We start from the raw sequence: 21678 nt of genomic DNA, 5'->3' as shown, positions 1-21678 counted from the left end.
AAATCCCTCAAATAATTAAGGGATTTTTTATGCTTATTTTACCTGATCGATCAAAAACTGCGTGAGTAAATTCACAGGGCGTCCGGTTGCGCCTTTGTTGGCGCCTTGTAGCCAGGCGGTGCCGGCGATGTCTAAGTGAGCCCAAGTGTAGTTTTTGGTGAAGTTAGATAAAAACTCACCTGCGGTGATTGCACCACCCCAGCGGCCGCCGATGTTGGCAAGATCGGCAAATGGGGATTTAAGCTGTTCTTGGTATTCTTCGCTTAGTGGTAAACGCCAAGCTTTATCCGCGCTTTGTTGTGCGGCATTGAGTAACTGTTCCGCGAGGCGATCATTTGGCGACATTAAACCGCTGTTGTGCTGTCCTAGTGCCACTACGCAAGCCCCTGTTAGGGTGGCAACATCGATCACTAGCTCAGGTTCAAAGCGTTCTACATAAGTGAGCGTATCGCACAGCACTAAACGCCCTTCCGCATCGGTATTCAGCACTTCTACGGTTAAGCCGCTCATTGTGGTTAAAATATCTCCTGGGCGATAGGCATTGCCGTCTGGCAAGTTTTCACAACCCGCTAGCACGCCAATCACATTTAGCGGCAGTTGTAATTCTGCCAAGGCATTCATTACACCATAAACCGAAGCCGCGCCGCCCATATCGTATTTCATTTCGTCCATACTATCCGCTGGTTTTAAGGAAATACCACCTGCGTCAAAGGTTAAGCCTTTGCCCACTAACACGATAGGTTTTGCCCGCGGATTTGGGTGATTGCGATATTCAATAATAGAAAGTTGCGCTTCGTTTTGGCTGCCTTGTGAAACCGCAAGGTAGGCATTCATTCCAAGCTCAGCCATTTCTTTTTCACCAAGCACGCTCACTTTAAAGTGCGGTGATTTTTCAGCAAGTTTTTTCGCTTGTTCTGCTAAATACACAGGATTACACACATTTGGCGGGCAATTTGCCACGTCTTTCGCGCAGCGCACGCCAAGTGCAATAGCTTGCCCTTGTTGAACCGCTTTTTCTGCTTCTGTTTGCTGTGCTGAATCAACGACAAGCACCATTTCTTGCAAAGCGGTATTCTGATCTGATTTTTTGCTTTTGAATTGATTGAATTGATAAAAACTTTCTGCGATGCTTTCAACGGCAAATCTCACATTCCAATAAAGATCACGTTCGTTGATTTGCACTTCCGTTAAAAAGTTATGCACTTGTGTCGCATTGGTAGCTTTTACTGCTTGAATCGTGTTCTTGATTAATTGTTTATATTGGCGAACATTGAGTTCCCCTTGTTTGCCGCAGCCCACCACGAAAACGCGTTCTAAATTTGCATTAGGTAAACGCAAGGTAACCACTTCGCCTTGCTTGCCTTTCACATCGCCTGCGCTGATAAGTTGGCTAATTGCCCCTTGGCTTAATTGATCAAGCGACTGTGCGGCGGTGGAAAGTTTTCCTTCTTCAAATACGCCAACGATCACATTACCGGTTAGCGCAGAAAGTGCGGTGTTTTTTACAGTATATTTCATTTGTTCCTCACTAATTTACTGCCTTCTGTTAAAAAATACGTTATTATACGCCATTCAATTTGAAACGACTTCCATAAAAATTGCAAGCAAAATAACATAGGCAATACGGTGATTTTAACAAGATATTTAACCAAAGAAGTATTAAAAAGCCAAACGGCTATTCTGTTCATTTTACTTCTCATTTTTTTCTGCCAACAACTTGTGCGTGTACTCGGTTCTGCGGCCAATGGTAAAGTGCCAGCCGATTTGGTGTTTTCATTATTAGGCTTAGGAATGCCCACAATGGCGCAATTAATGTTGCCTTTGTGTTTATTTATTGCGTTGTTGCTCACCTTTGGGCGCCTTTATGCGGAAAGTGAAATTACGGTAATGCGCGCCTGCGGTGTGGGACAAAGTTTATTGGTAAAAGTGGCGTTAATCTTATCATTAGCCACGGCGGGGCTGGCCGCTTACAATGCGTTGGTTTTATCCCCTTGGGCGTTGCAAAAGCAAAGCCAAATCGTTAAAGATGCCAAAGCAAACCCGACAATGGGGGCGCTAGCCGCTGGGCAATTTATTTCTGCCAACAGCAGTGATTTAGTGTTGTTTATCGACAAAATTCAAAATAACACTATTCAAGGGGTGTACGTTTTTCAAATGCAAAATAAGAAAAATGAAAAACCTTCTGTAATTGTGGCGGATTCAGGTGAACTCACCGCTTTGCCAAATGGCGATCAGGTGTTAAATCTTACCCATAGCCAACGGATTGAAGGCAGTGCAATGTTGCCCGATTTTCGGATTACGGATTTTGAGCAATATCAAGCCTATTTAGGTTATAAAGCCACAGAAAATGATAGCGATGATGCAGAAACCCTGCCGTTAAGCCAACTGCTAGCTAGTACCACGCCTGCGGGAAAAACGGAACTTCATTGGCGTATTACCTTAATTCTTGCTGTGCCAATTATGGCATTAATCGCCGTACCATTGAGCCGAGTGAATCCGCGTCAAGGAAGATTTGCCAAAATTTTACCCGCACTTTTGTTGTATTTAATTTACTTTTTACTGCAAAGCTCGTTCAAATCTGCCGGTGTGGCAGGTAAATTAGATGCCTGCGTTTTAATGCCACTAGTGAATGTTGCCTTTTTAGCCTTAGGGATTGGGCTAAATAGCTGGAACAGCGCCTTTATGTACAAAATTCGCTATCAACTCTTCAAGAAACGCGCCTAAGGAATAAAAATAATGATGAATACATTAGACCGTTATATTGGAAAATCCATTTTAGGGGCGATTTTCGCCACTCTGCTCACCTTGGTGGGGCTTTCTGCCATCATTAAATTTGTGGAACAATTTCGCAATGTAGGGAGAGGCACTTATGATGTGTTGCAAGCAGGGCTTTTCACTGTTTTAACCATTCCTAAAGATGTTGAAACCTTCTTCCCAATGGCGGCTTTATTAGGTGCGCTGATCGCCCTTGGTAACTTAGCGAGCCGTAGTGAATTAGTGGTAATGCAAGCGTCTGGATTTTCACGTTTAAAAATTGGTTTTGCGGTAATGAAAACCGCCATTCCTTTGGTAATTATGACGATGATCATTGGCGAATGGGGCATTCCGCAAACGGAACAATTTGCCCGTGATATGCGTGCCAAAGCCATTTCAGGCGGTGAAATGCTTTCGGTTAAAAATGGCGTGTGGGCAAAAGACGGCAATAATTTTATTTATGTCAGACGCATCACCGATAACGTCAAACTCAATGATATTTATATTTATCATTTCAATGACAAACGTCAACTAGAGCAAGTCAGCCACGCCAATCAAGCAGAATTTAAAGATGGCAACTGGCAATTAATGCAAGTGAATAAATCACACATTTCAGCGGACAAAATCACCACAGCCAATTATCTCAACGAAGCGTGGCAAACTACCTTAACGCCCGATAAATTAGGCATTGTGTCTTTACGTCCGACTTCGCTTTCTATTTCAGGGCTAGCAGATTACATTGCCTTTATGAAAGAAACAGGGCAAGACGCCAAGCGTTTTGAACTCACTTACTGGCGGAAAATCTTTCAACCGATTTCCGTAGGCGTAATGATGTTGCTGGCGCTCTCTTTCATCTTTGGGCCATTGCGTAGCGTAACGATGGGCGCAAGAATGATCACAGGCATTTGCTTTGGCTTTTTATTTTATGTAGTCAATGAGATTTTCGGCCCGCTTAGTTTAGTTTATAATGTGCCGCCAATCGCAGGGGCATTAATGCCGAGCGGATTATTTATTCTCATCACTTGGTGGCTACTGGCGCGCAAACGCTAGCAACTCAAGTGCGGTGTAAAAAAGAGCCATTTTTTATAAATGGCTTTTATTTTGGTTATTTATGACAGGAAATTTTATGACAGAAAACAATTCATTAACCTTAGTAACGCACACCATTACACAATGGAAAGACTGGCTAATTGGCTTTATTCCCAATATCCTCTCTGCCATTATTTTGCTTACCCTGTTCTATTTTTTAGCAAAAATCTTAAGTAAAACAGCATTACGCATTTATCGTCGCCTTTTCCCTGCAAATCCGCGAGCGGCAAAAGGAATAGAAATTGGCGTAAAAATTCTTATTTGGTTCTTTGGAATCATTCTTGCCTTAGAAGTGTTACACCTTGCTTCATTCCTTACCCATTTATTAGCCGGTGCTGGAATTGTAGGGATTATCGCTGGCTTTGCCTTTAAAGATATTGCGTCTAATGCCTTTTCTGGCTTATTAATTAAATCAGAACAGCCATTTGAAATTGGTGATTGGGTCAATATTAATAATTCTATTGGTAAAGTGGTTAATATCGGCTTGGTAACAGTAGAATTAATGACCATTGAAGGCGAAACCGCGCTGATCCCAAATCAAATGATTTATAGCGATGAGTTTTTTAACTACTCCAAGCTGAAAAAACGCCGCGTTATTTTATCAACAGGCGTGTCTTATGGTGATGATTTAGACAAAGTTCGCCAAGTTACCTTAGATTTAATGCAAGAATGGGATTTCGTGATCGATAAAAATGACATCAACTTCTACTTCACTGATATTGGCAGCTCAACCTTTGATTTTATTATTCGTTTCTGGGTTGATTTTGTTACTTATGAAGATTATTTAGAATCCAAAAGTAAAGCCATTATGGCATTGAAAAAACGCTTTGAACAAGAAAATATCAGCATTGCTTACAATGTAACCACGCTCGATTTTGGCGTAAAAGGCGGCGTGAACTTGTTCGATAAAGCCATTCAAATCAATGACAATGGCTCAGCAACAAAAACACAATAAGACAAAATAACGCATTAGCCTATCTGTAACGATAGGCTTTTTTATGTCGAATAAACGTGTTTTTCTTTGTTTTCACTTATCAAGTGCGGTGAAAAATCACAAAATTTTTACCGCACTTTAAAATTGACTAAAATTACTTCACTCATCATCAAATTCGTAAATTTTACTTGCAAGCAAAAATCAACTCCGTATAATTCACCACATCGACAACACATTAGGTTGTTTTCTCAAACTCCTTAGCCAGTGTGACGAAATTGGTAGACGTAGCGGATTCAAAATCCGCCGCCCTTAAAAGCGTGCCGGTTCGAGTCCGGCCACTGGCACCATTTCACAAATCATATAAATTTCCTGTTTTTTCTTAAATCATTTAAAACCCTAATAATTTTTATATTTTTCAATAGGTTACTTACTTTTCTATTTTTACTTACTGTATTCATTTACAGTGTTTTTATGTATAATCATCAGGTATTTACAAATAAAAATTGATCGGAAAAGATCACGAACCAGAAATTTTTGCACAAAATTGCACAGTGAATTGCACAGAAATCTAGGGTGAAATTTATGGCTACGGTAACGAAATCTACAACAGGTTGGCGTGTACAAATTAGAAAAAAAGGGATCTACAAATCAGGGACTTTTCGCACAAAGGCCGAGGCGCAAGCCTGGGCGAATAAAATAGAAAGTGAGATTAATGCAGGGACATATTCCAACATCCCCGACATCACGTTTGCCGATCTCATCGACAAATACATCAAAGAAATTACTGTGCATAAAAAAAGCAAAAGGGAAGAAACCTTGCGCCTTACTCGCTTGGCTGCAATGGACATCGGAAAAATCAAGCTAGCAGAACTGACTGAACAAGATTTTATCGCTTGGCGAGATGAACGGCTATCGATGCTGATACATGTCATTTCATTGCCTAATGTGTTCAACTCTTCATCAGTAAGTTTCACGTGCACATTAGATTTGCGTAACTTTTCGTTACTTCTTTGAATTTGATCACTTTTTCCATATAGACAGTTCTACTCATTTAGTTGTAAACTAAGTCAAAAGTTAATTAGTTTAATGATTGATTAATCAAATTAATGATGGATTTTGTCAAAAAAATTGATTTCTAGTATTTATTTTTGATTTTTTTGAGACTGTTAGGTGAGCTCTTAATCAAAATCGGTTGTTGAATGAAATTAGCAAAAAATCTTTCTAAAGATAAAGAGTTAGCTGAATATCTAGCGATACAGTTTTTAAAGTTGAGTTTCGTGATGGTAGTTCAGTGAGAAATGACTATGCTGAATATGCAAGCCAAGTATTATATGAACAAAGCTTTAAAGGAAAATAAATTTTAGTGAGAGTAGTTAATATTGATAAACTCGTTAAAAATGGTGAATGGATTAATATTGGTACAGCTTTTTGTAATTAATCAGATGGACAAAGATGAAAAAACTCACTCTAATTCTCACCGCACTTTGCTTTAGCTTGCCTGCCTTATCCGCAGGCAAATATAGCTGTGATGACTCAATCCCCTACTGCAAGCAAATGAGATCTTGCAAACAGGCAAGGTTTTATTTAAACCAATGTGGCGCAGGGCGATTAGACAGCGACAATGACGGCGTGCCTTGTGGGAAGGGGAAGAATGTAACTAATATTTATAAATTATTTTTTAATTAAAATGAAGATGAGTTTATGAAAAAGAGAAAAAATATTTTCAGATGCCCTAGAATATTTACTATATATAATAATGAGTATAGAAATCAATCTCTCGCCTTTATAAGGTCTTTAGATTCTATTACAAAAAATAATATCGATGAGGTAACTATTAGTTTCTTTGATTGTATTGATATAAAAGCAGCAGCTATGGTGCTATTCTATTCAAAACTAGAAACCATATTTAAGCATAGTAATGTGAAAATTCACTTCTTTTTTTCTCCATTTTATAATGAGCCGCGTGTTCTATTAAAGAAATCTGGATTTGATTACTTATTAAAGCATAAAATTTCTAAAAATAGCTTTGACCGTGAACAAGAGGGAATGCCGATTATTAGTAGTGTTGGAGGCAAGTTCAGAGATGATATAATTGATTTTATCCAGTACCAAATTTATAAAAACAAATTAACTCCTGAACAAGAACATATTTTAAGTGATGCAATTTATGAAGCCATAAATAATGTTACTTTGCATGCATATCCTGATCATGATTCTTTGCATCGCCCATGGTGGTTAATGTGTGACTTATTTGACAATGAATTATATTTAGTGCTTTACGATCAAGGTTCTGGAATACCGAAGACTTTTTGTAAAGGGAATAAACTTTTTGATAGTATAGATTGGGAAAGTGATGAGGCTAAAGAGGTATTAAATGGCTTAATTGACAAATTTAGATTGCCTCAAAATATATCTCCTTCTATTGATAAAATATCAGAATCCGAATCTACGGCTATTCATCTTGCAATGACGGATGATTTTACTCGAATGAATGGTAAAGATGAAGAAAAACACGGACAGGGCAGTAAAAGCATAAAAAAACTTGTTTCATCTCATGAAAATGGTACTCTATGGGTCTTTAGTTGTGGTGGGTTAATGAAATATTCTAATGATGATACTCTCCCAGAGTTAGTTGATTTACCTATACCTATAAATGGTACTCTTATACAGTGGAATATAAAGGTTTAAAAATGGAAATAAGAGAAATAAATGTTATCGAAGAGTTTTCTAAAAAACCTTATGGTAGATCGCCAGAAAAAGTAATGAAAGGAGAAGAGAATGATACTGGATTAGTTTTTAGAAACACCCTACTTACTCCCAAATTAAAAAATTGTATATCAAAAGGGGAGAAACTAAAAGTTATATTAACAGGGTATAATCGTTACGGTCGTTCTTTTTTAGATGAAGCTTTTGGTGGTTTAATTCGCGATGATAATTTTACTTATGCGGAATTAGAAAAGCATTTGGAAATTGAACATAAAGATGTTCAATCAATTGTGAAATTATCTTGGGATCGTATAAAGGATGCCGCCTTAAAGAAAGGTGAAGTTAATGAAGCTTAAACCATTTTTGTGTATTTCTTTTGTAATTTTAGCTGTATTTTACTTTATCCGCATTTATGCTCAAAATGCTTGTATAAGTGAGAATTTTGCGATTTTGGCATCATCTGTTATAACGGCTCTAGGCTGGTCTATATCTTCATATTTGAACACTCGTAGCTTCAAACGTAGTGAGATTATAAAGAATAAAGATTATATTACAAATCGTATTGATATTTTTTTGATGAACTATTGAAATTAGTAGAAAAACGTTCAACAACGATAGACGATATAGAGGAATTTATAACAACAAGAATAACCACAATTGAGTTTAAAGCTAATCAATTAGAAAAGATTTTCAAAGAAGAGTGCCAGTTTATTTCTACCGAATCATTAGCAAAACTACGTTCCGAACCAATGGATATTTTTGAGAATAGCCATTCTGATTATAAGAAATTAAATCAACAGTTAAACGAGTTAAGAAAATCAATACATGAAAATATTGAAAGTAATTATAGCAGTTGGCTAGAAAAGAATAATTCTATTTAACTATTTTCTGTTTCGTTAACCCTCAACTCCAACTCCACGCTACTGGTAAACCCATTCCCCCCAATACTATGCGTTACCTTAGTGATAATCCATTCCGAGTTATCAATCATTGATTTAAACCCTTGCACGGTAACAGGTAGCTCTGGCATTAGTTTGGGGTTACCTAGGGCAAGGTTTAAGCTAAAGGTGGCGACACCTCGTTGGATTTTCTCAAAGGTGGCTTTTGCCGCATTTAAGGCAGCCGCTTCGCTTTTGTAAGTGCTGCGCAGGGTTTTCATTTGGTTGGCGTCCGTTTCCACAGGTTCCGTCTGTACCAAATGATTATATTTGCGTTTGCTTTGCCGTTGGCCTGTTACCGTGCCATCTTTACGTTTTCTGCCTTTGGTTAGGCGGGTTTTACGTTCGATTTTGCTGTTTTTATCAAACACCACTTCGCCTTTTTTACCCGTGTCTAAATTATGCCAATAGGCACGCACAGCGGTGTAATTATCACTTTCGACCAGGGAAAAATTGAAACTATCGCCCGATTGTCTGGTGATGTGAATGGGTGGTAAGGGTTTATCTGTGGCGGTTTTGCTTTGCCTGCTGGCATAAATAACAGCTTGCCATTTTTCACTGTGGCAATGGCATCATTTTCTTCCGCAAGGCGTGAAAGCAAGTTGATTGTGCTTTCGTTGGTTTGGTCAAGGTGAGCAATAGCTTTATCTTTAAACGCCTTGTGGCATAAGGGTTCTAAGCCGTTTTCTTGCGCAATCTGCTCAATCAGTTTGCCAAAAGTCGTCTGATGAAATGACCGCTCTTTTTTGCTATGCAACGTGCCACGCATATCCGCACTTTTTGCCCGAATCGTCAGGCTATCAGGCGTGCCGCTATATTGGATCTCGTCCACGATATAGCTGCCTTTTGGGATTAGTTGCTGCCCTTTCCACCCCATCGCCACATCAATTTTTGCGCCACGGTTTGGCAACATTAACGCCCCATCGTGATCGCTAAGTTGCAAATCCAACTCGTCCGCCTCAAAGCCACGGTTATCAATCAAGGTGAGCTGCATTAAGCGCTGGCTGACTTGTTGGGTGATGTCCTGCTCGCCATTTTTACTGCTCACACTGATGCAAAATTGCGGGATTTTGTGATTGGTTTCCAACATTCGTTGGTAAAATTCGTCATAGTGCATTAGGCAATCAATCCTTTCACGGCATCACCAAGATCTGCCAAAAGGCTGTCATCAGTGCGTTTTAATTTCATCGAGAAATCAATACGGCGTGCTTTACCATCGGCAAAAAACACCGATTGCGTTTCGCTAATTTCTTCGATCACATACCAACCCAGCGCCATAAAATTTGAGCCGTCAATTAAGGGATAAGGCTCGCCTTGCTCGGCAAGGGCTTGTAAGGTGGCAATGCTCATTTCGCCCCCTGTGATACTCGGCATTAGCACACCTTGAATGGTGATGCTTTCGCTTTCCTTGCCCACAAACTGGGCTTTGGGCATTCGCCCAATCACCGAATTTGTCGGGTGTCGCCACTGTGCAGAGCGCTGCGTTTCTTGGTAGGGAATGGTTGAGCGCATAAACACAAAAAAGCCATAAGCCATCATTGCAAAGTTTTGTAGCATTGTTTATTCCTGTTTAACGGAAATTTTGACATTGAGTAATAACACTAAAATAAAAATCAGCCAGCCCCACCCGTCTAGCTTTTGATACATCAAAAAGGTGGCCATTCCAGAAATGGCGAAAATAGTCAGAAAGTATAATAAAAAAATAATGATTTCTTTCATTCTGTTTCCCTTAGTAAAAGTGCGGTGAAATTTTCGCAAATTTTGCACCGCACTTTATTATTCTTGATACTCTGCCCGTTCGCGGGCTTTTTCCCGCCATTGCATTAATTCTTCTAACTCCATTTCATCAAACACGTTGGGCGACCAATGGAACACGGTGGCAATGTCCGCAATGGCATCTTCCACCCTGGCGGGGATAAGCAAAGGAGCTAGGCTTCCATTACTGCTTCGGCTGGTTCGGTTTTCACGAAAAAACCGACAATTTCCGAGCAAAGAGCGGTGAAATCAATCGGATCAAGATTTAGCACTTCCGCTTTGGTTAAAGCCGGTGATGTAACGCGTGGCAATAATTGGCAGTAGGTATCAACATCCATTTGCATTACATCAAACATTTTTAACCCTTTTAACGCCGCAATGTTGGGTTTCAACACGCTGATTTCAGTGATTTCTTTTTCGTCACGCACAAGGGCTTGGATTAAGGTAACTTGTTTGGTATTTTTGTTTGCTTTTTTCATTTTCTATTCCTTTTCGCTTTCAAAAAATGCCCCTTGCGGGGCGGTGGTGTGTCCGTTATAAACCAATGGCTTTGCGGTGTTCCGCTAGGCGGTCTTTGCCGTTTACTACATAAAGATCATTGATTAAATCAATTTAGATTAAGTCTTTTCCATTAACGTCCAATTTCGCTTGTGCCACAAGCAAGGCTTTCAAGCCTGTATATTGTCCGCTGCCTGTTACTGTAACAATCACATTCGCCGTGGTTGCCGCGCCCTCATCGCTTTCATCATCGCCTTGTTCCACTCGAACCACCACCGTGAGCGTGTTGACTTGGTTGCTAATGGCTTTTAAGGTTTTCGCCAGCGTGCCTTGCGTGCCTGCTCTGCTTTGGCAATGCCAGCCATTGTGTTGGTGAGCAAAACAGGGGGGGTAAGTGGATAAGCCTCGGCGTCAGCATCATTTGCGGTGCAAACAATCCCAATCACAGCCGTGGATGGTGTTTTGATTGTGCGCGTGCCTTCGTTAATTTCGATGACCCGCACGCGGTGTAAATAGTCCATAAATAGCCCTTTTGGTTAGGTTGATTAAATTTAGGGCTATTTTGCAACGAGAAAAAATGACCCGCTATTGATTGCGAATGTGAATGGAAATATGACAGAAAAACAAGATAACATCATAAGATTGCGTTCTGGTAATTGAAGTTATACAATGTATAAACATTTATGAGGAGGAACTAATGCAACTAACAATAAAAAAATGGGGCAATAGTGTGGGCATTCGCATTCCTACACCAGTGCTTTCAGAATTGCAATTGAACGTGGATCACCTAGTTGATATGCAAGTGGAAAATGGCAAAATTATTATTGCACCACTGCCACAGCAACCCTCTCTAAACCAATTGCTCGCCAATATTCACCCTGACAATTTGCACCAAGAAGTGGATTTTGGTGAGGCAGAAGGAGGGGAGTGGTGATGAAGGAATATATTCCGGATGTGGGCGATATTATTTGGTTGAATTTCACCCCACAAGCAGGACACGAGCAAGCCGGTCATCGCCCAGCGGTGGTGCTTAGCCCTAAAGCCTATAATCATCTAACCAGTTTGTTAATTTGCTGTCCGCTTACCACAAAGATTAAAGACTATCCTTTTGAGGTATCCATTGATGATACGCCAAGAAATGTGGTGTTATCGGATCAAATTAAAAGTCTTGACTGGCGTGTACGAAAAGCGGAGTTTAAAGGAAAAATTGCTCTTGATGAATTAGCAGAAATCCGGCAAAAAATCACACTTCTATTAAATCTTTAAATAAAAAACGGAATATTCCGCTTTTTTACTTAACTTAATTGGATATTGCCTGCGCTTTAATTCGCTTTTATACGCCGTTTGGCAATGTTTCGGATCACGAAACAAGGTATTGACAAACTTGAATAAAAATCGCCAACAGGCTTTTGGCTTGTCGGCAAGTATAGCACGGCGATAGCAATGGCTTGAAAAGGTTTTCGTCCGCTCTGCCATCAGTAATAAGTATTAAACCATTGGTCGGTAGTTCCAAGGGGGCGGCACTGTTATCCGCATAAATTAGCGTAAAAATGCGTGGCTCTCCGTTATCCTCTTTACCATTTCAATCGAAATCAGCTTTGATTTCGACTAGTGTCGCACGGCTTTTTTGTCCGTATCCCCCTTTTGGGGATCGCTGACACATAACTCCCGCCGTTTACGCATCTATCATCATGTTTGGTATTGATAGCGTTAGCATTGCGAATTTGTTGGCGTTGTTGGGGGGAGTTCCGTTTGTTTTTATCAAGTATCCATTTCTCACCGTCCCACTTGCACGTTTTATCCAATGGTTTAAGTGCGGTGAGATTTTTCGGAGTTTTGCTTAGCTCGTTGATGGTAATTGGTTCACCTGTAACAGTGTTATAATAAATTTGTCCGCGATAATCTGGTATATACATCCAACACAAATCATCTTGGCAATGTACAATATCAAAGTCATCTTTAGGCTCAGGTTTGTGCATCTGAATCCTAAAACCATAGTCAACCAGATAAAATGGGGTAAAGAGAGTGTCTTTAATGACAGGTTTTTAGCTATGATGAACTATTTCCTGATTGAGCTGTTACCTGTACACCTGTTACAGGGGAAAAAGTGCAAGTCAAGCGACAAGTCCAAACCTTATGCAAACATCTTTAAAGGAGGAACCGCTATAATCTTTTTTACTATCTCGTGGTCTTAAAAAAGCCTGGTGTATTACAATCTAGTGAGCCTTTTCAAGGTTGGGCACTTTCTTTAGCGATTAAAACCCTTCAAGCCCCTTACTATATACATATAATTTATTAAATAATGAATTTAAGAGATAAACTCAAGGAGTATGTGATATTCACATGTCCTTTTAAAGGACATGTGGAGCTTGGAATTTATTTGGTAATACAACTGATGTTTTATTAGCTGTCTTTATAAGCCTCCTCAGTTTATTGCACTAACAAATAAAAATTCGTTTTACCACGCAAAATATTTAATGCGATAGTAGAAGGTTTATCTTTGAGTGATTTACGCAATTGGTCTAGGTTCTCAACTGGTGCGCGGTTTATGCCGATAATCACATCACCGTCTTTTAAGCCTAAGCGTTGGGCTAAGGATTTATCCTTAATTTTGCTAATTTCAACGCCTTTTTGCCCTTTTGCATTATAGTTGCTTAACTCTGCGCCTTCTAAGGCTGGGAGAAGGTTTGTTGCGCTGGCTTTGGCTTCTTCATCTGGTTGCAAGGTAACGGAAGTGGTGTTGGATTTACCATCGCGTAAATAGGTTAATTCCACATTTTTACCTGCACCAGTGGTGGCGATTTTAGCTCGCAATTCGGCGAAGCTGGATAGTTTTTGTCCGTTAATTGCCGTGATCACATCACCGGCTTGTAAGCCCGCTTTTTCTGCGGCAGAATCTGGCAATACTTCACTTATGAATGCGCCTTGTTGTGCATCAATTTTGAGGGCTTTGGCTAAATCAGCATTGAGTTCAGCCCCTTTAATGCCTAATAATCCACGGCGAACTTCGCCAAATTCAAGGATTTGTTTCACAAGGCTGTTTGCCATATTGCTTGGAATAGCGAAAGCGATCCCAGCATTTCCCCCACTCGGTGAGATAATGGCAGTATTGATGCCGATTAATTCGCCATTAAGGTTAAGTAATGGACCACCAGAATTGCCTTGGTTTACTGCGGCGTCAGTTTGAATGTAATTTTCATAGCTACCGCGCTCTGAGCCAGTTGAGCGTCCAAGAGCAGAAACAATCCCTGAGGTTACTGTTTGTCCTAGACCAAATGGGTTGCCGACTGCCACGGTGTAATCACCAACGCGTAGTTTGTCGGAGTCAGCCATTTTGATTTCAGTAAGATTTTTCGGATCTTCTAGCTGAATTAAGGCAATATCAGAAAGCTCATCTGCGCCCACTAATTTCGCTTTAAATTCGCGTCCGTCTTGTAATTTCACGGTGATTTTATCTGCTTGATCAATAACGTGATTATTGGTTAGCACATAACCTTTTGCGGCATTGATAATCACACCAGAGCCGAGTCCTTTGAAGCTACGCGGAGCGTTGTTCTTAAAAATATCCGGCCCGAAGAAAAATTTGAATTCTTCAGGAATATCGTCATTTTGGAAGCGTGCTTTTTGTTTTCCTTCCACCGCAATGGAAACGACGCTAGGTAGAACTTGTTCTAGCATTGGCGCTAAAGTAGGCGTGCCAGAAAGCGTGCTTGGTGGGGGCAATGTTGCCGTTGCGTTCACCGAAGTGCCAAGCACAGTTAAGCCAAGAGCGATACTCGTTAATAAAAAATGTTTTCTTTTCACTTCATTTCTCCATTTCGTTACTAAGTGTCATTTTAAAATAAGAACAGATCTCAATTTTTAAAGGGATCTATCGCTATTTTCTTTCATTGCTGAAAGCGTGTTTGTTGTTTTGCCTAAGACAAAGAAAATAAAAAATTGTTCGTAAAAATTGTATGGTTTTTGAGAAATTACAAAAAAAGAGGTAAATGACTGGATTTTTTTAACTTAGTTCTCATTTTTATTAAATTTTAATTTTTCGTGAAAAACAAAGTGCGGTGGAAATTTTCTGTGATTTTTCTCACATTTTTAAAAATTTGGTATTTTAGATTTTGGTTAGATCGGTTATTTTTTATTTATCGAAACGTTTCGATAAAGTTTTTATAAGGTTTTGATATGGTTTTTAGGGAGGCAATATGAAGAAAACAGGAATTTTGAATGCGCCGCTGTCATTACAAATAGCGCAGCTAGGGCATACGGATTTTTTAACAATTTGTGATGCAGGCTTACCCATTCCAATGGGAATGGAAACCGTAGATCTTGCCTTGAGTGCAGGGATTCCAAGTTTTTTATCGGTTTTTGATGCTGTAGTGGGTGAATGTTTTGTGGAGCGAGTGATTTTAGCCAAAGAAATTGAACGCCAAAACCCGAGCATTCATCAAGCGTTATTGCAGAAACTTGAACAATTAGCGCGGCAACAAAACAACGAAATTACAGTGGATTATGTATCCCACGAAGAATTTAAAGCCTTGAGCCAAGAGAGCAAAGCCATAGTGCGTTCGGGCGAATGTACGCCTTATGCCAATATCATTCTTGTTTCAGGTGTACCATTTTAAGGGGGCGTGATGAAACCCATTTTAAGATTAGATAACATTTGTAAATCCTTCCCTGGCGTGCGTGCATTGCATAATGCAAGCCTGTCCGTTTATGCGGGGCGAGTAATGGCATTAATGGGCGAAAATGGCGCTGGCAAATCAACCTTGATGAAAATTCTCACAGGGATTTATCAGCAAGATAGCGGAGAGATTTATTTTCACGGAGAGAAAGTGCGGTATAAAAATCCGAAATTTTCTCAGTTAGCGGGAATCAGTATTATTCATCAAGAACTCAATATTATTCCTAATTTAACCATTGCTGAAAATATTTTCTTAGGACGAGAATTTACTCATAAATTTGGTGGTATTGATTGGGCTAAAATGACGGAAGAATCCGCAAAATTGCTACAACGTTTGAAAGTCAAACATCACCCTTCAACACCTGTCGCAAAACTTTCCTTAGGTGAGTTGCAAATGATTGAAATCGCTAAAGCATTAAGTTTTGATGCCAAGGTGATTATTATGGACGAGCCAACCGATGCCTTAACCGATTCTGAAACTCAAGCCCTGTTTGACGTCATTCGAGAACTGAAAACGGAAGGTTGTGGGATCGTATTTATCTCTCATCGAATGCAAGATATTTTTACTATTTGTGATGATGTCACCATTTTACGCGATGGCGAGTTTATTGCAGAAAGTAAGCTTTCCGCCATTAATGAAGAACAGCTTATTGAACTAATGGTGGGTAGAAAGCTGGAAGAACAATATCCCCATCTTGATAGCCCTATTGGTGAGCCAGTATTACGCGTGCAAAATTTGACGGGGCAGGGCGTTAATAACGTGTCTTTTCAGTTAAATCGCGGTGAAATTCTTGGCGTGTCAGGTTTAATGGGGGCAGGCAGAACGGAACTGATGAAACTCATTTATGGCGCGTTACCGAAAAAGAGCGGTGAGATTTTTCTACATAATCGTGCTTTGACGATTCGTTCCCCGCAAGATGGCTTAAATAATGGCATTGTATATATTTCTGAAGATCGTAAAGGTGATGGCTTGGTATTGGGAATGTCAATTAAAGAAAATATGACACTCACCGCATTAAAGCAGCTCACTAAGAATGGGACGATCGATCACAGAGCTGAAAAAATGACCGTCAATGATTTTATTCTACTGTTTAATGTGAAAACCCCTTCAATGGATCAAACGATCGGCTTGTTATCAGGCGGTAATCAGCAAAAAGTTGCGATTGCCAAAGGGTTGATGACACGGCCTGATGTCTTAATTTTAGATGAGCCAACCCGTGGTATTGATGTGGGAGCAAAAAAGGAAATTTATCAGTTAATCAATAAGTTTAAAGAAGAAGGAATGAGCATTATCGTGGTTTCTTCCGATATGCCAGAAATTATTGGTATGAGTGATCGCGTTTTGGTGATGAATAATGGCGAAATTCGCGGTGAATTCTTGCGTGAAGATGTGAGCCAAGAAAAGCTCTTAACCGCCGCTATCACGCAACAGCATTAAAAGGATAGATTATGACAACAACAAAATTAAAAAATTTCCTGATTGAGCAACGTTCAATTTTGGCTTTAATTGTCTTGATTGTAATTGTTTCTAGCATTAATCCGAATTTTTTCACAATGGATAATTTGCTGAATATTTTGCGTCAAACCTCAGTCAATGCCATTATCGCAGTGGGAATGACCTTTGTGATTTTAACTGCAGGGATCGATCTTTCAGTAGGATCGGTATTGGCATTAACTGGCGCGATTGCCGCCTCACTGGTGAACCTTGATTTATCTATTTTTATTGTGATTCCCCTTGTTTTACTCTGTGGCACATTATTAGGTGGCATCAGCGGAGTGATTATCGCGAAAGGTAAAGTTCAGGCTTTCATCGCCACCTTGGTAACAATGACCTTATTGCGTGGTGTAACAATGGTTTATACCGATGGGCGACCAATCAGCCTTGGCTTTTCTGATGTAGCAGATCAATTTTCTTTCCTTGGAACAGGGTATTTATTCAATATTCCTTTCCCAATTTGGTTAATGGCAATTATTTTTCTTGTTGCTTGGTATATCTTAAAACATACCCCAATGGGACGTTATATTTATGCCCTAGGTGGCAATGAATCGGCAACCCGTTTATCAGGCATTAATGTGGATAAAGTAAAAATATTCGTGTACGCAGTAAGCGGATTTTTAGCCACCGTTGCAGGATTGATTGTGACTTCAAGATTATCTTCCGCACAGCCAACTGCGGGTGTGTCCTATGAGCTTGATGCGATTGCCGCAGTTGTTGTCGGTGGCACAAGTTTAATGGGCGGAAAAGGGCGTATATTTGGCACATTAATTGGTGCGCTGATTATTGGATTCTTAAATAATGCGTTGAATTTATTAGATATTTCTTCTTACTATCAAATGATTGCAAAATCAATCGTTATTTTGGCAGCTGTACTTACCGATCATTTTTTCAGTCGAAAAAATGCTTAACTTAAACTCACCTAATGAAAGGAGATGTGTATGAAAAAATTAACGTTACTGGCGTCCGCAGTGATTCTTGGTTCGGCTGTTAGCCAAGCGGTGGTGGCAAAAGAGACCATTGCATTAGCCGTTTCAACTTTAGATAATCCGTTTTTCGTTACCCTAAAAGAAGGGGCGGAAAAAGAAGCGGATAAATTGGGCTATAACCTTGTGGTTTTAGATTCACAAAATGATCCAGCAAAAGAGCTGGCGAATGTTGAAGATGTTACCGTACGCGGTGCAAAAGTATTACTGATTAACCCAACGGATTCTACCTCAGTAGCAAGTGCCGTGCGAATGGCAAATCAAAAAAATATTCCTGTGATTACCTTAGACCGTGGCGCGGCACAAGGCAAAGTGGTGAACCATATTGCTTCTGATAATGTGGCTGGCGGAAAAATGGCAGGTGATTTCATCGCAGAAAAATTAGGAAATAATGCGAAAGTCATTCAATTAGAAGGTATTGCTGGAACGTCTGCTGCGCGTGAGCGTGGTGAAGGTTTTAAACAAGCGGTAGAAGCGCATAAATTTGACGTATTAGCCAGTCAGCCAGCAGATTTTGATCGCACCAAAGGCTTAAATGTAATGGAAAACTTGCTCACTGCGCAACCAAATGTGCAAGCGGTATTTGCTCAAAATGATGAAATGGCACTCGGTGCAATTCGAGCTGTTCAAGCAGCGAATAAATCCGTGTTAATTGTTGGATTTGATGGTACAGATGATGGCGTAAAAGCAGTAAAAAGTGGCAAATTAGCCGCAACTATCGCACAACAACCAGAGTTAATCGGTGCATTAGGCGTGCAGACTGCTGACAAAGTGATTAAAGGCGAAGCTGTTGAAGCACAAATCCCTGTGCCATTAAAAGTGGTCAGTCAATAATCCTTTAATGATTCAAGGCGGATTTAGTATTCGCCTTGAATTTCACTTTCGTATATTGGGTATATTGCGAAATATTTTTTGCGTTTCATCACGTTTTAATCAATGTATTTCGCAATATGCACAAAATATAAGTGCGGTGCTTTTTTTCGTGATTTTTATTAAGGAATAACTATGCACAATTCAACCCTAACCATTCTCGGCAGTATTAACGCAGATCATCTTATCCAAGTGTCGCATTTCCCGCAGCCGGGGGAAACTTTGTCGGGACGTAATTATCAAGTGGTATATGGTGGAAAGGGCGCAAATCAAGCGGTGGCAGCAGCACGCTTGGGGGCGAAGGTGAATTTTATCGCTTGTGTAGGAAATGACGATATTGGGCGGGAGATGAAAAAATCTTTCGCGCAAGAGGGAATGAATACGGCAGCCATTTCTGAAGTTACACAGGCTCGCACAGGGATCGCAATGATTCAAGTGGCAGACAGCGGAGAAAATAGCATTGTGATTTCCGCAGGGGCGAATGCTTATCTGAATGCTGATAGGGTGCAGTCTTTCGCTCATATGATTGAGCAGAGCGATGCCTTGCTGATGCAATTAGAAACCCCCTTAGACGGTGTGCTGTGTGCCGCGAAATTAGCGAAACAAGCAGGTAAGCAAGTGGTGCTAAATCCTGCCCCTGCACAGCCACTGCCTGATGAATTGTTGGCTCAGCTAACAATGATTACACCAAATGAAACAGAAGCAGAAATTCTTACAGGTGTGAAAGTGGTTGATTACCAAAGTGCGGTGCAATCTGCGCAAGTTTTTCATCAAAAAGGGGTGGAAACTGTCTTGATTACCTTAGGTGCGAAAGGGGTTTTTGTTAGCCATCAAAACCAACAAGAAATCGTGCAAGGTTTTGTGGTGCAGGCAACGGATACCACCGCCGCTGGGGATACCTTTAATGGGGCGTTGATGACGGCATTATTAGAGGGCAAATCGTTAAATCAAGCCATTCATTTTGCCCAAGCTGCTGCCGCAATAAGTGTTACCCGTTTAGGCGCACAAACCTCCATTCCTACTCGGCAAGAAACGCTCGATTTTTTGGCTCAGGCTCATTAGAATGACAACTATTTAGTAAATAACCACTTGAGAAGTCATTATGGCAACAATGAAAGACATTGCACGCATTGCGCAGGTTTCCACCTCCACCGTATCGCACGTGATTAATAACACGGGCTATGTGAGCGAAGCAATGCGAGAACGCATAATGAAGGTTGTCAAAGAGCTTAATTATCGCCCTTCCGCCTTGGCAAGAAGTTTGAAAATCAAGCAAACCAAAACCTTGGGAATGTTGGTTACCGCAACCAACAACCCTTTTTTCGCGGAAGTGGTGAGTGGCGTTGAGCAATATTGTAATCAGCACGATTATAATCTGATTATTTCAAACCTAGATGGTAATGAAGAACGCTTAGAGCAAAATATTCAAACGCTGATTCAAAAACAGGTGGACGGCTTGTTGTTAATGTATTCTGATAGCCGTCATTCCTTTCTTAAACAACTTGATGTAGCCTTGCCAATGGTGATAATGGACTGGTGGCCAACGGCATTAAGTGCAGATAAAATTTATGAAAATTCTGAACTTGGTGCATATCTTGCGACAAAATGCTTAATTGAGCAAGGGCATAAAGCGATTGCGATTATCACCGGAAATCTGAATAAATCCCTCGCACAAAATCGTTTGCAAGGCTATAAAAAAGCCTTAAACGAACATCAGTTAGCCATTCGTGATGAATGGATTATCGAAAGCCATTTTGATTTTGAAGGTGGCGTGGAAGGAATGAAAAAACTATTACAAGCTGGCAAACGGCCTACGGCTGTGTTTGCGTGTAGCGACACGATTGCAGTAGGCGTTTATCAAGTGGCGTGGCAAAATGGTTTGCGTATTCCGCAAGATCTTTCTGTGATTGGCTATGATGATATTACCCTGGCGCAATATCTCGCCCCACCGCTCACCACCATTCATCAACCTAAAGCCGAATTAGGCAAACTTGCGGTGGAAACGCTGTTAGAACGTATTAAAAACCCCCATAAAAGCGAACAATCTATTTTGCTAGAACCTAAATTAATTTGGCGGGATTCTGTGTGTAGTTTGCTCTGACAATTTGTATGTCTATGAAAGACATCACAATGTCAAATTATTTCACCAGCGCACATAACTTTCATTCCCGCTTTGAATTTCTGCCTGTTACTTCTTTCGTGAAATCTTGTGAATTGACATTGAGGTTGATTGAGTTGGCAGCGGAGTAAACGAAAAAGAGCAGGGGAGACCTGCTCTTTTTTCTCATATACATTAAATCAATGTATCCACTTTCGCTCTCGCTTGTTCTTGCGATTTTGCCGCGACTTCTGCGCCAGAACCTACGCCTTCTACATAAACAAAATCAACATCATCAATGCCGATAAAGCCAAGGAACGTTTTTAAATAAGGGGTGATAACATCGGTGGCTTGTCCTTGGTGAACACCACCGAAAGAGGCTAAAACGATCGCTTTTTTGCCTTTCACTAAGCCTTCAGGGCCGTTTTCTGTGTATTGGAACGTAACACGCGGACGGGCAATGAAATCAATGTAGCTTTTTAATTGAGTTGGAATATTAAAGTTGTACATTGGCGCATTGATGACAATGGTATCCGCATCTTTTAATTCTGCTACTAACTCATCGGAAAGGGCTAGCAATGTTTTATCTTGTTCTGTTTTTGGCTCACCACGCAAGGCATTGGCAGCAACGCCATCAAAGTGTGGCAATGGATTAGCGCCTAAATCACGCACAACCACATCTGTTCCTGCGGGTAATTTTGATACAAGATAGTCTGCAAGTTGATTGGTTTGTGAATAATCGCCGAGAATACTCGATTTTAAAACAAGAACTTTTGACATAATAAATCCTTAAACTGTGCTTATCATAAAGTGCGGTCATTATAGAGCGAATTTTTTCTAGAACAATCGTAAAAAAGGAAAAAGATTTTTTCTTAATGGT

At 40.3% G+C, this 21678-nt stretch carries 28 protein-coding genes, 1 tRNA gene and 1 pseudogene; 18 read left to right on the top strand and 12 right to left on the bottom strand.

Annotation, left to right across the window (positions count from 1 at the left end; all coding sequences use genetic code 11):
• Positions 1–33: 33 nt before the first annotated feature.
• Positions 34–1518 (bottom strand): leucyl aminopeptidase, encoded by a 1485-nt coding sequence (locus tag C3007_RS00240; RefSeq protein ID WP_103852525.1) that lies wholly within the window; start codon positions 1516–1518, stop codon positions 34–36.
• 108 nt (positions 1519–1626) lie between these two features.
• Here C3007_RS00240 and lptF point away from each other — a divergent pair, with 108 nt between their 5' ends.
• From lptF to C3007_RS00190, 10 genes are all read left to right on the top strand, one after another.
• Entirely contained in the window at positions 1627–2724 is a 1098-nt protein-coding gene (gene lptF, locus C3007_RS00235) for an LPS export ABC transporter permease LptF (RefSeq protein ID WP_207763681.1), read from the top strand.
• A gap of 12 nt (positions 2725–2736) precedes the next feature.
• Positions 2737–3804, top strand: a complete 1068-nt coding sequence (gene lptG, locus C3007_RS00230; protein WP_103852523.1) for an LPS export ABC transporter permease LptG — start codon at positions 2737–2739, stop codon at positions 3802–3804.
• 76 nt (positions 3805–3880) lie between these two features.
• On the top strand, positions 3881–4798 hold the full coding sequence (locus C3007_RS00225; RefSeq protein WP_165779930.1) for a mechanosensitive ion channel family protein: 918 nt from the start codon (positions 3881–3883) through the stop codon (positions 4796–4798).
• Between the two features lie 239 nt (positions 4799–5037).
• Positions 5038–5124 (top strand) — tRNA-Leu (locus C3007_RS00220).
• A gap of 235 nt (positions 5125–5359) precedes the next feature.
• Positions 5360–5791, top strand: a complete 432-nt coding sequence (locus tag C3007_RS00215; RefSeq protein ID WP_103852521.1) for an Arm DNA-binding domain-containing protein — start codon at positions 5360–5362, stop codon at positions 5789–5791.
• Positions 5792–6229: 438 nt separating this feature from the next.
• A complete protein-coding gene (locus C3007_RS00210; RefSeq protein ID WP_103852520.1) occupies positions 6230–6463 on the top strand; it encodes an excalibur calcium-binding domain-containing protein in 234 nt (77 codons plus the stop codon).
• Between the two features lie 15 nt (positions 6464–6478).
• Positions 6479–7465, top strand: coding sequence for an ATP-binding protein (locus tag C3007_RS00205; protein WP_103852519.1), 987 nt, complete (start codon positions 6479–6481; stop codon positions 7463–7465).
• Positions 7466–7467: 2 nt separating this feature from the next.
• A complete protein-coding gene (locus C3007_RS00200; protein WP_243397636.1) occupies positions 7468–7839 on the top strand; it encodes an STAS-like domain-containing protein in 372 nt (123 codons plus the stop codon).
• Complete coding sequence (locus C3007_RS11500) at positions 7829–8071, top strand: hypothetical protein (protein ID WP_103852517.1); 243 nt, start codon at positions 7829–7831, stop codon at positions 8069–8071. Before C3007_RS00200 ends, C3007_RS11500 begins: the two co-directional genes overlap by 11 nt.
• Positions 8068–8364, top strand: coding sequence for a hypothetical protein (locus C3007_RS00190; protein ID WP_103852516.1), 297 nt, complete (start codon positions 8068–8070; stop codon positions 8362–8364). The genes C3007_RS11500 and C3007_RS00190 overlap by 4 nt, the downstream gene beginning before the upstream one ends.
• On the opposite strand, the pseudogene C3007_RS00185 reads toward C3007_RS00190, so the two are convergent.
• From C3007_RS00185 to C3007_RS11430, 8 genes and pseudogenes are all read right to left on the bottom strand, one after another.
• Positions 8361–9538: pseudogene (locus C3007_RS00185) on the bottom strand (phage late control D family protein). The gene C3007_RS00190 and the pseudogene C3007_RS00185 overlap by 4 nt on opposite strands.
• Positions 9538–9978 carry a phage tail protein gene (locus C3007_RS00180; RefSeq protein ID WP_103852515.1) on the bottom strand — a complete coding sequence of 147 codons (441 nt, stop codon included), beginning with the start codon at positions 9976–9978 and terminating at the stop codon, positions 9538–9540. The pseudogene C3007_RS00185 and the gene C3007_RS00180 overlap by 1 nt, the downstream one beginning before the upstream one ends.
• A gap of 3 nt (positions 9979–9981) precedes the next feature.
• The gene (locus tag C3007_RS11495; RefSeq protein ID WP_165779929.1) at positions 9982–10140 is read right to left on the bottom strand and encodes a hypothetical protein; all 159 of its coding nucleotides are present in this window, start codon (positions 10138–10140) and stop codon (positions 9982–9984) included.
• A 57-nt stretch (positions 10141–10197) separates the two neighbouring features.
• Positions 10198–10344, bottom strand: coding sequence for a GpE family phage tail protein (locus C3007_RS00175; RefSeq protein WP_370445376.1), 147 nt, complete (start codon positions 10342–10344; stop codon positions 10198–10200).
• Between the two features lie 5 nt (positions 10345–10349).
• On the bottom strand, positions 10350–10655 hold the full coding sequence (locus C3007_RS00170; protein WP_103852514.1) for a phage tail assembly protein: 306 nt from the start codon (positions 10653–10655) through the stop codon (positions 10350–10352).
• Between the two features lie 55 nt (positions 10656–10710).
• A complete protein-coding gene (locus C3007_RS11660) occupies positions 10711–10779 on the bottom strand; it encodes a phage major tail tube protein (protein ID WP_243397638.1) in 69 nt (22 codons plus the stop codon).
• A 9-nt stretch (positions 10780–10788) separates the two neighbouring features.
• Positions 10789–10938 carry a hypothetical protein gene (locus C3007_RS11655; protein WP_243397635.1) on the bottom strand — a complete coding sequence of 50 codons (150 nt, stop codon included), beginning with the start codon at positions 10936–10938 and terminating at the stop codon, positions 10789–10791.
• 44 nt (positions 10939–10982) lie between these two features.
• Positions 10983–11195, bottom strand: a complete 213-nt coding sequence (locus tag C3007_RS11430; RefSeq protein WP_115261360.1) for a hypothetical protein — start codon at positions 11193–11195, stop codon at positions 10983–10985.
• Positions 11196–11371: 176 nt separating this feature from the next.
• Here C3007_RS11430 and C3007_RS00160 point away from each other — a divergent pair, with 176 nt between their 5' ends.
• Both C3007_RS00160 and mazF read left to right on the top strand, forming a co-directional pair.
• Positions 11372–11608: an AbrB/MazE/SpoVT family DNA-binding domain-containing protein gene (locus C3007_RS00160; RefSeq protein ID WP_103852513.1), complete on the top strand. Its 237-nt coding sequence runs from the start codon at positions 11372–11374 to the stop codon at positions 11606–11608.
• The gene (gene mazF / locus C3007_RS00155; protein WP_243397634.1) at positions 11608–11940 is read left to right on the top strand and encodes an endoribonuclease MazF; all 333 of its coding nucleotides are present in this window, start codon (positions 11608–11610) and stop codon (positions 11938–11940) included. The genes C3007_RS00160 and mazF overlap by 1 nt, the downstream gene beginning before the upstream one ends.
• A gap of 326 nt (positions 11941–12266) precedes the next feature.
• On the opposite strand, the gene C3007_RS00145 is transcribed toward mazF, so the two are convergent.
• Both C3007_RS00145 and C3007_RS00135 read right to left on the bottom strand, forming a co-directional pair.
• The gene (locus C3007_RS00145) at positions 12267–12653 is read right to left on the bottom strand and encodes a tail fiber assembly protein (protein ID WP_103852511.1); all 387 of its coding nucleotides are present in this window, start codon (positions 12651–12653) and stop codon (positions 12267–12269) included.
• 451 nt (positions 12654–13104) lie between these two features.
• Positions 13105–14478 (bottom strand): Do family serine endopeptidase, encoded by a 1374-nt coding sequence (locus tag C3007_RS00135; RefSeq protein ID WP_103852509.1) that lies wholly within the window; start codon positions 14476–14478, stop codon positions 13105–13107.
• A gap of 392 nt (positions 14479–14870) precedes the next feature.
• Here C3007_RS00135 and rbsD point away from each other — a divergent pair, with 392 nt between their 5' ends.
• From rbsD to C3007_RS00105, 6 genes are all read left to right on the top strand, one after another.
• Positions 14871–15290 (top strand): D-ribose pyranase, encoded by a 420-nt coding sequence (rbsD, locus tag C3007_RS00130; protein WP_103852508.1) that lies wholly within the window; start codon positions 14871–14873, stop codon positions 15288–15290.
• Positions 15291–15299: 9 nt separating this feature from the next.
• The gene (gene rbsA, locus C3007_RS00125; protein WP_103852507.1) at positions 15300–16787 is read left to right on the top strand and encodes a ribose ABC transporter ATP-binding protein RbsA; all 1488 of its coding nucleotides are present in this window, start codon (positions 15300–15302) and stop codon (positions 16785–16787) included.
• An 11-nt stretch (positions 16788–16798) separates the two neighbouring features.
• Positions 16799–17755, top strand: a complete 957-nt coding sequence (gene rbsC / locus C3007_RS00120) for a ribose ABC transporter permease (RefSeq protein WP_103852506.1) — start codon at positions 16799–16801, stop codon at positions 17753–17755.
• Between the two features lie 30 nt (positions 17756–17785).
• The gene (gene rbsB, locus C3007_RS00115; RefSeq protein WP_103852505.1) at positions 17786–18664 is read left to right on the top strand and encodes a ribose ABC transporter substrate-binding protein RbsB; all 879 of its coding nucleotides are present in this window, start codon (positions 17786–17788) and stop codon (positions 18662–18664) included.
• 171 nt (positions 18665–18835) lie between these two features.
• Positions 18836–19762, top strand: a complete 927-nt coding sequence (rbsK, locus tag C3007_RS00110) for a ribokinase (RefSeq protein WP_103852504.1) — start codon at positions 18836–18838, stop codon at positions 19760–19762.
• A 40-nt stretch (positions 19763–19802) separates the two neighbouring features.
• A complete protein-coding gene (locus tag C3007_RS00105; protein ID WP_103852503.1) occupies positions 19803–20801 on the top strand; it encodes a substrate-binding domain-containing protein in 999 nt (332 codons plus the stop codon).
• Positions 20802–20993: 192 nt separating this feature from the next.
• On the opposite strand, the gene C3007_RS00095 is transcribed toward C3007_RS00105, so the two are convergent.
• On the bottom strand, positions 20994–21578 hold the full coding sequence (locus C3007_RS00095) for an FMN-dependent NADH-azoreductase (protein WP_103852502.1): 585 nt from the start codon (positions 21576–21578) through the stop codon (positions 20994–20996).
• Between the last annotated feature and the right edge of the window lie 100 nt (positions 21579–21678).

Origin of the sequence: Avibacterium gallinarum (assembly GCF_002921135.1) — a bacterium.
Classification (GTDB): domain Bacteria; phylum Pseudomonadota; class Gammaproteobacteria; order Enterobacterales; family Pasteurellaceae; genus Avibacterium; species Avibacterium gallinarum.
Note: the sequence above shows the minus strand (reverse complement) of the source record. Positions and strands in the feature narration are given on the sequence as shown.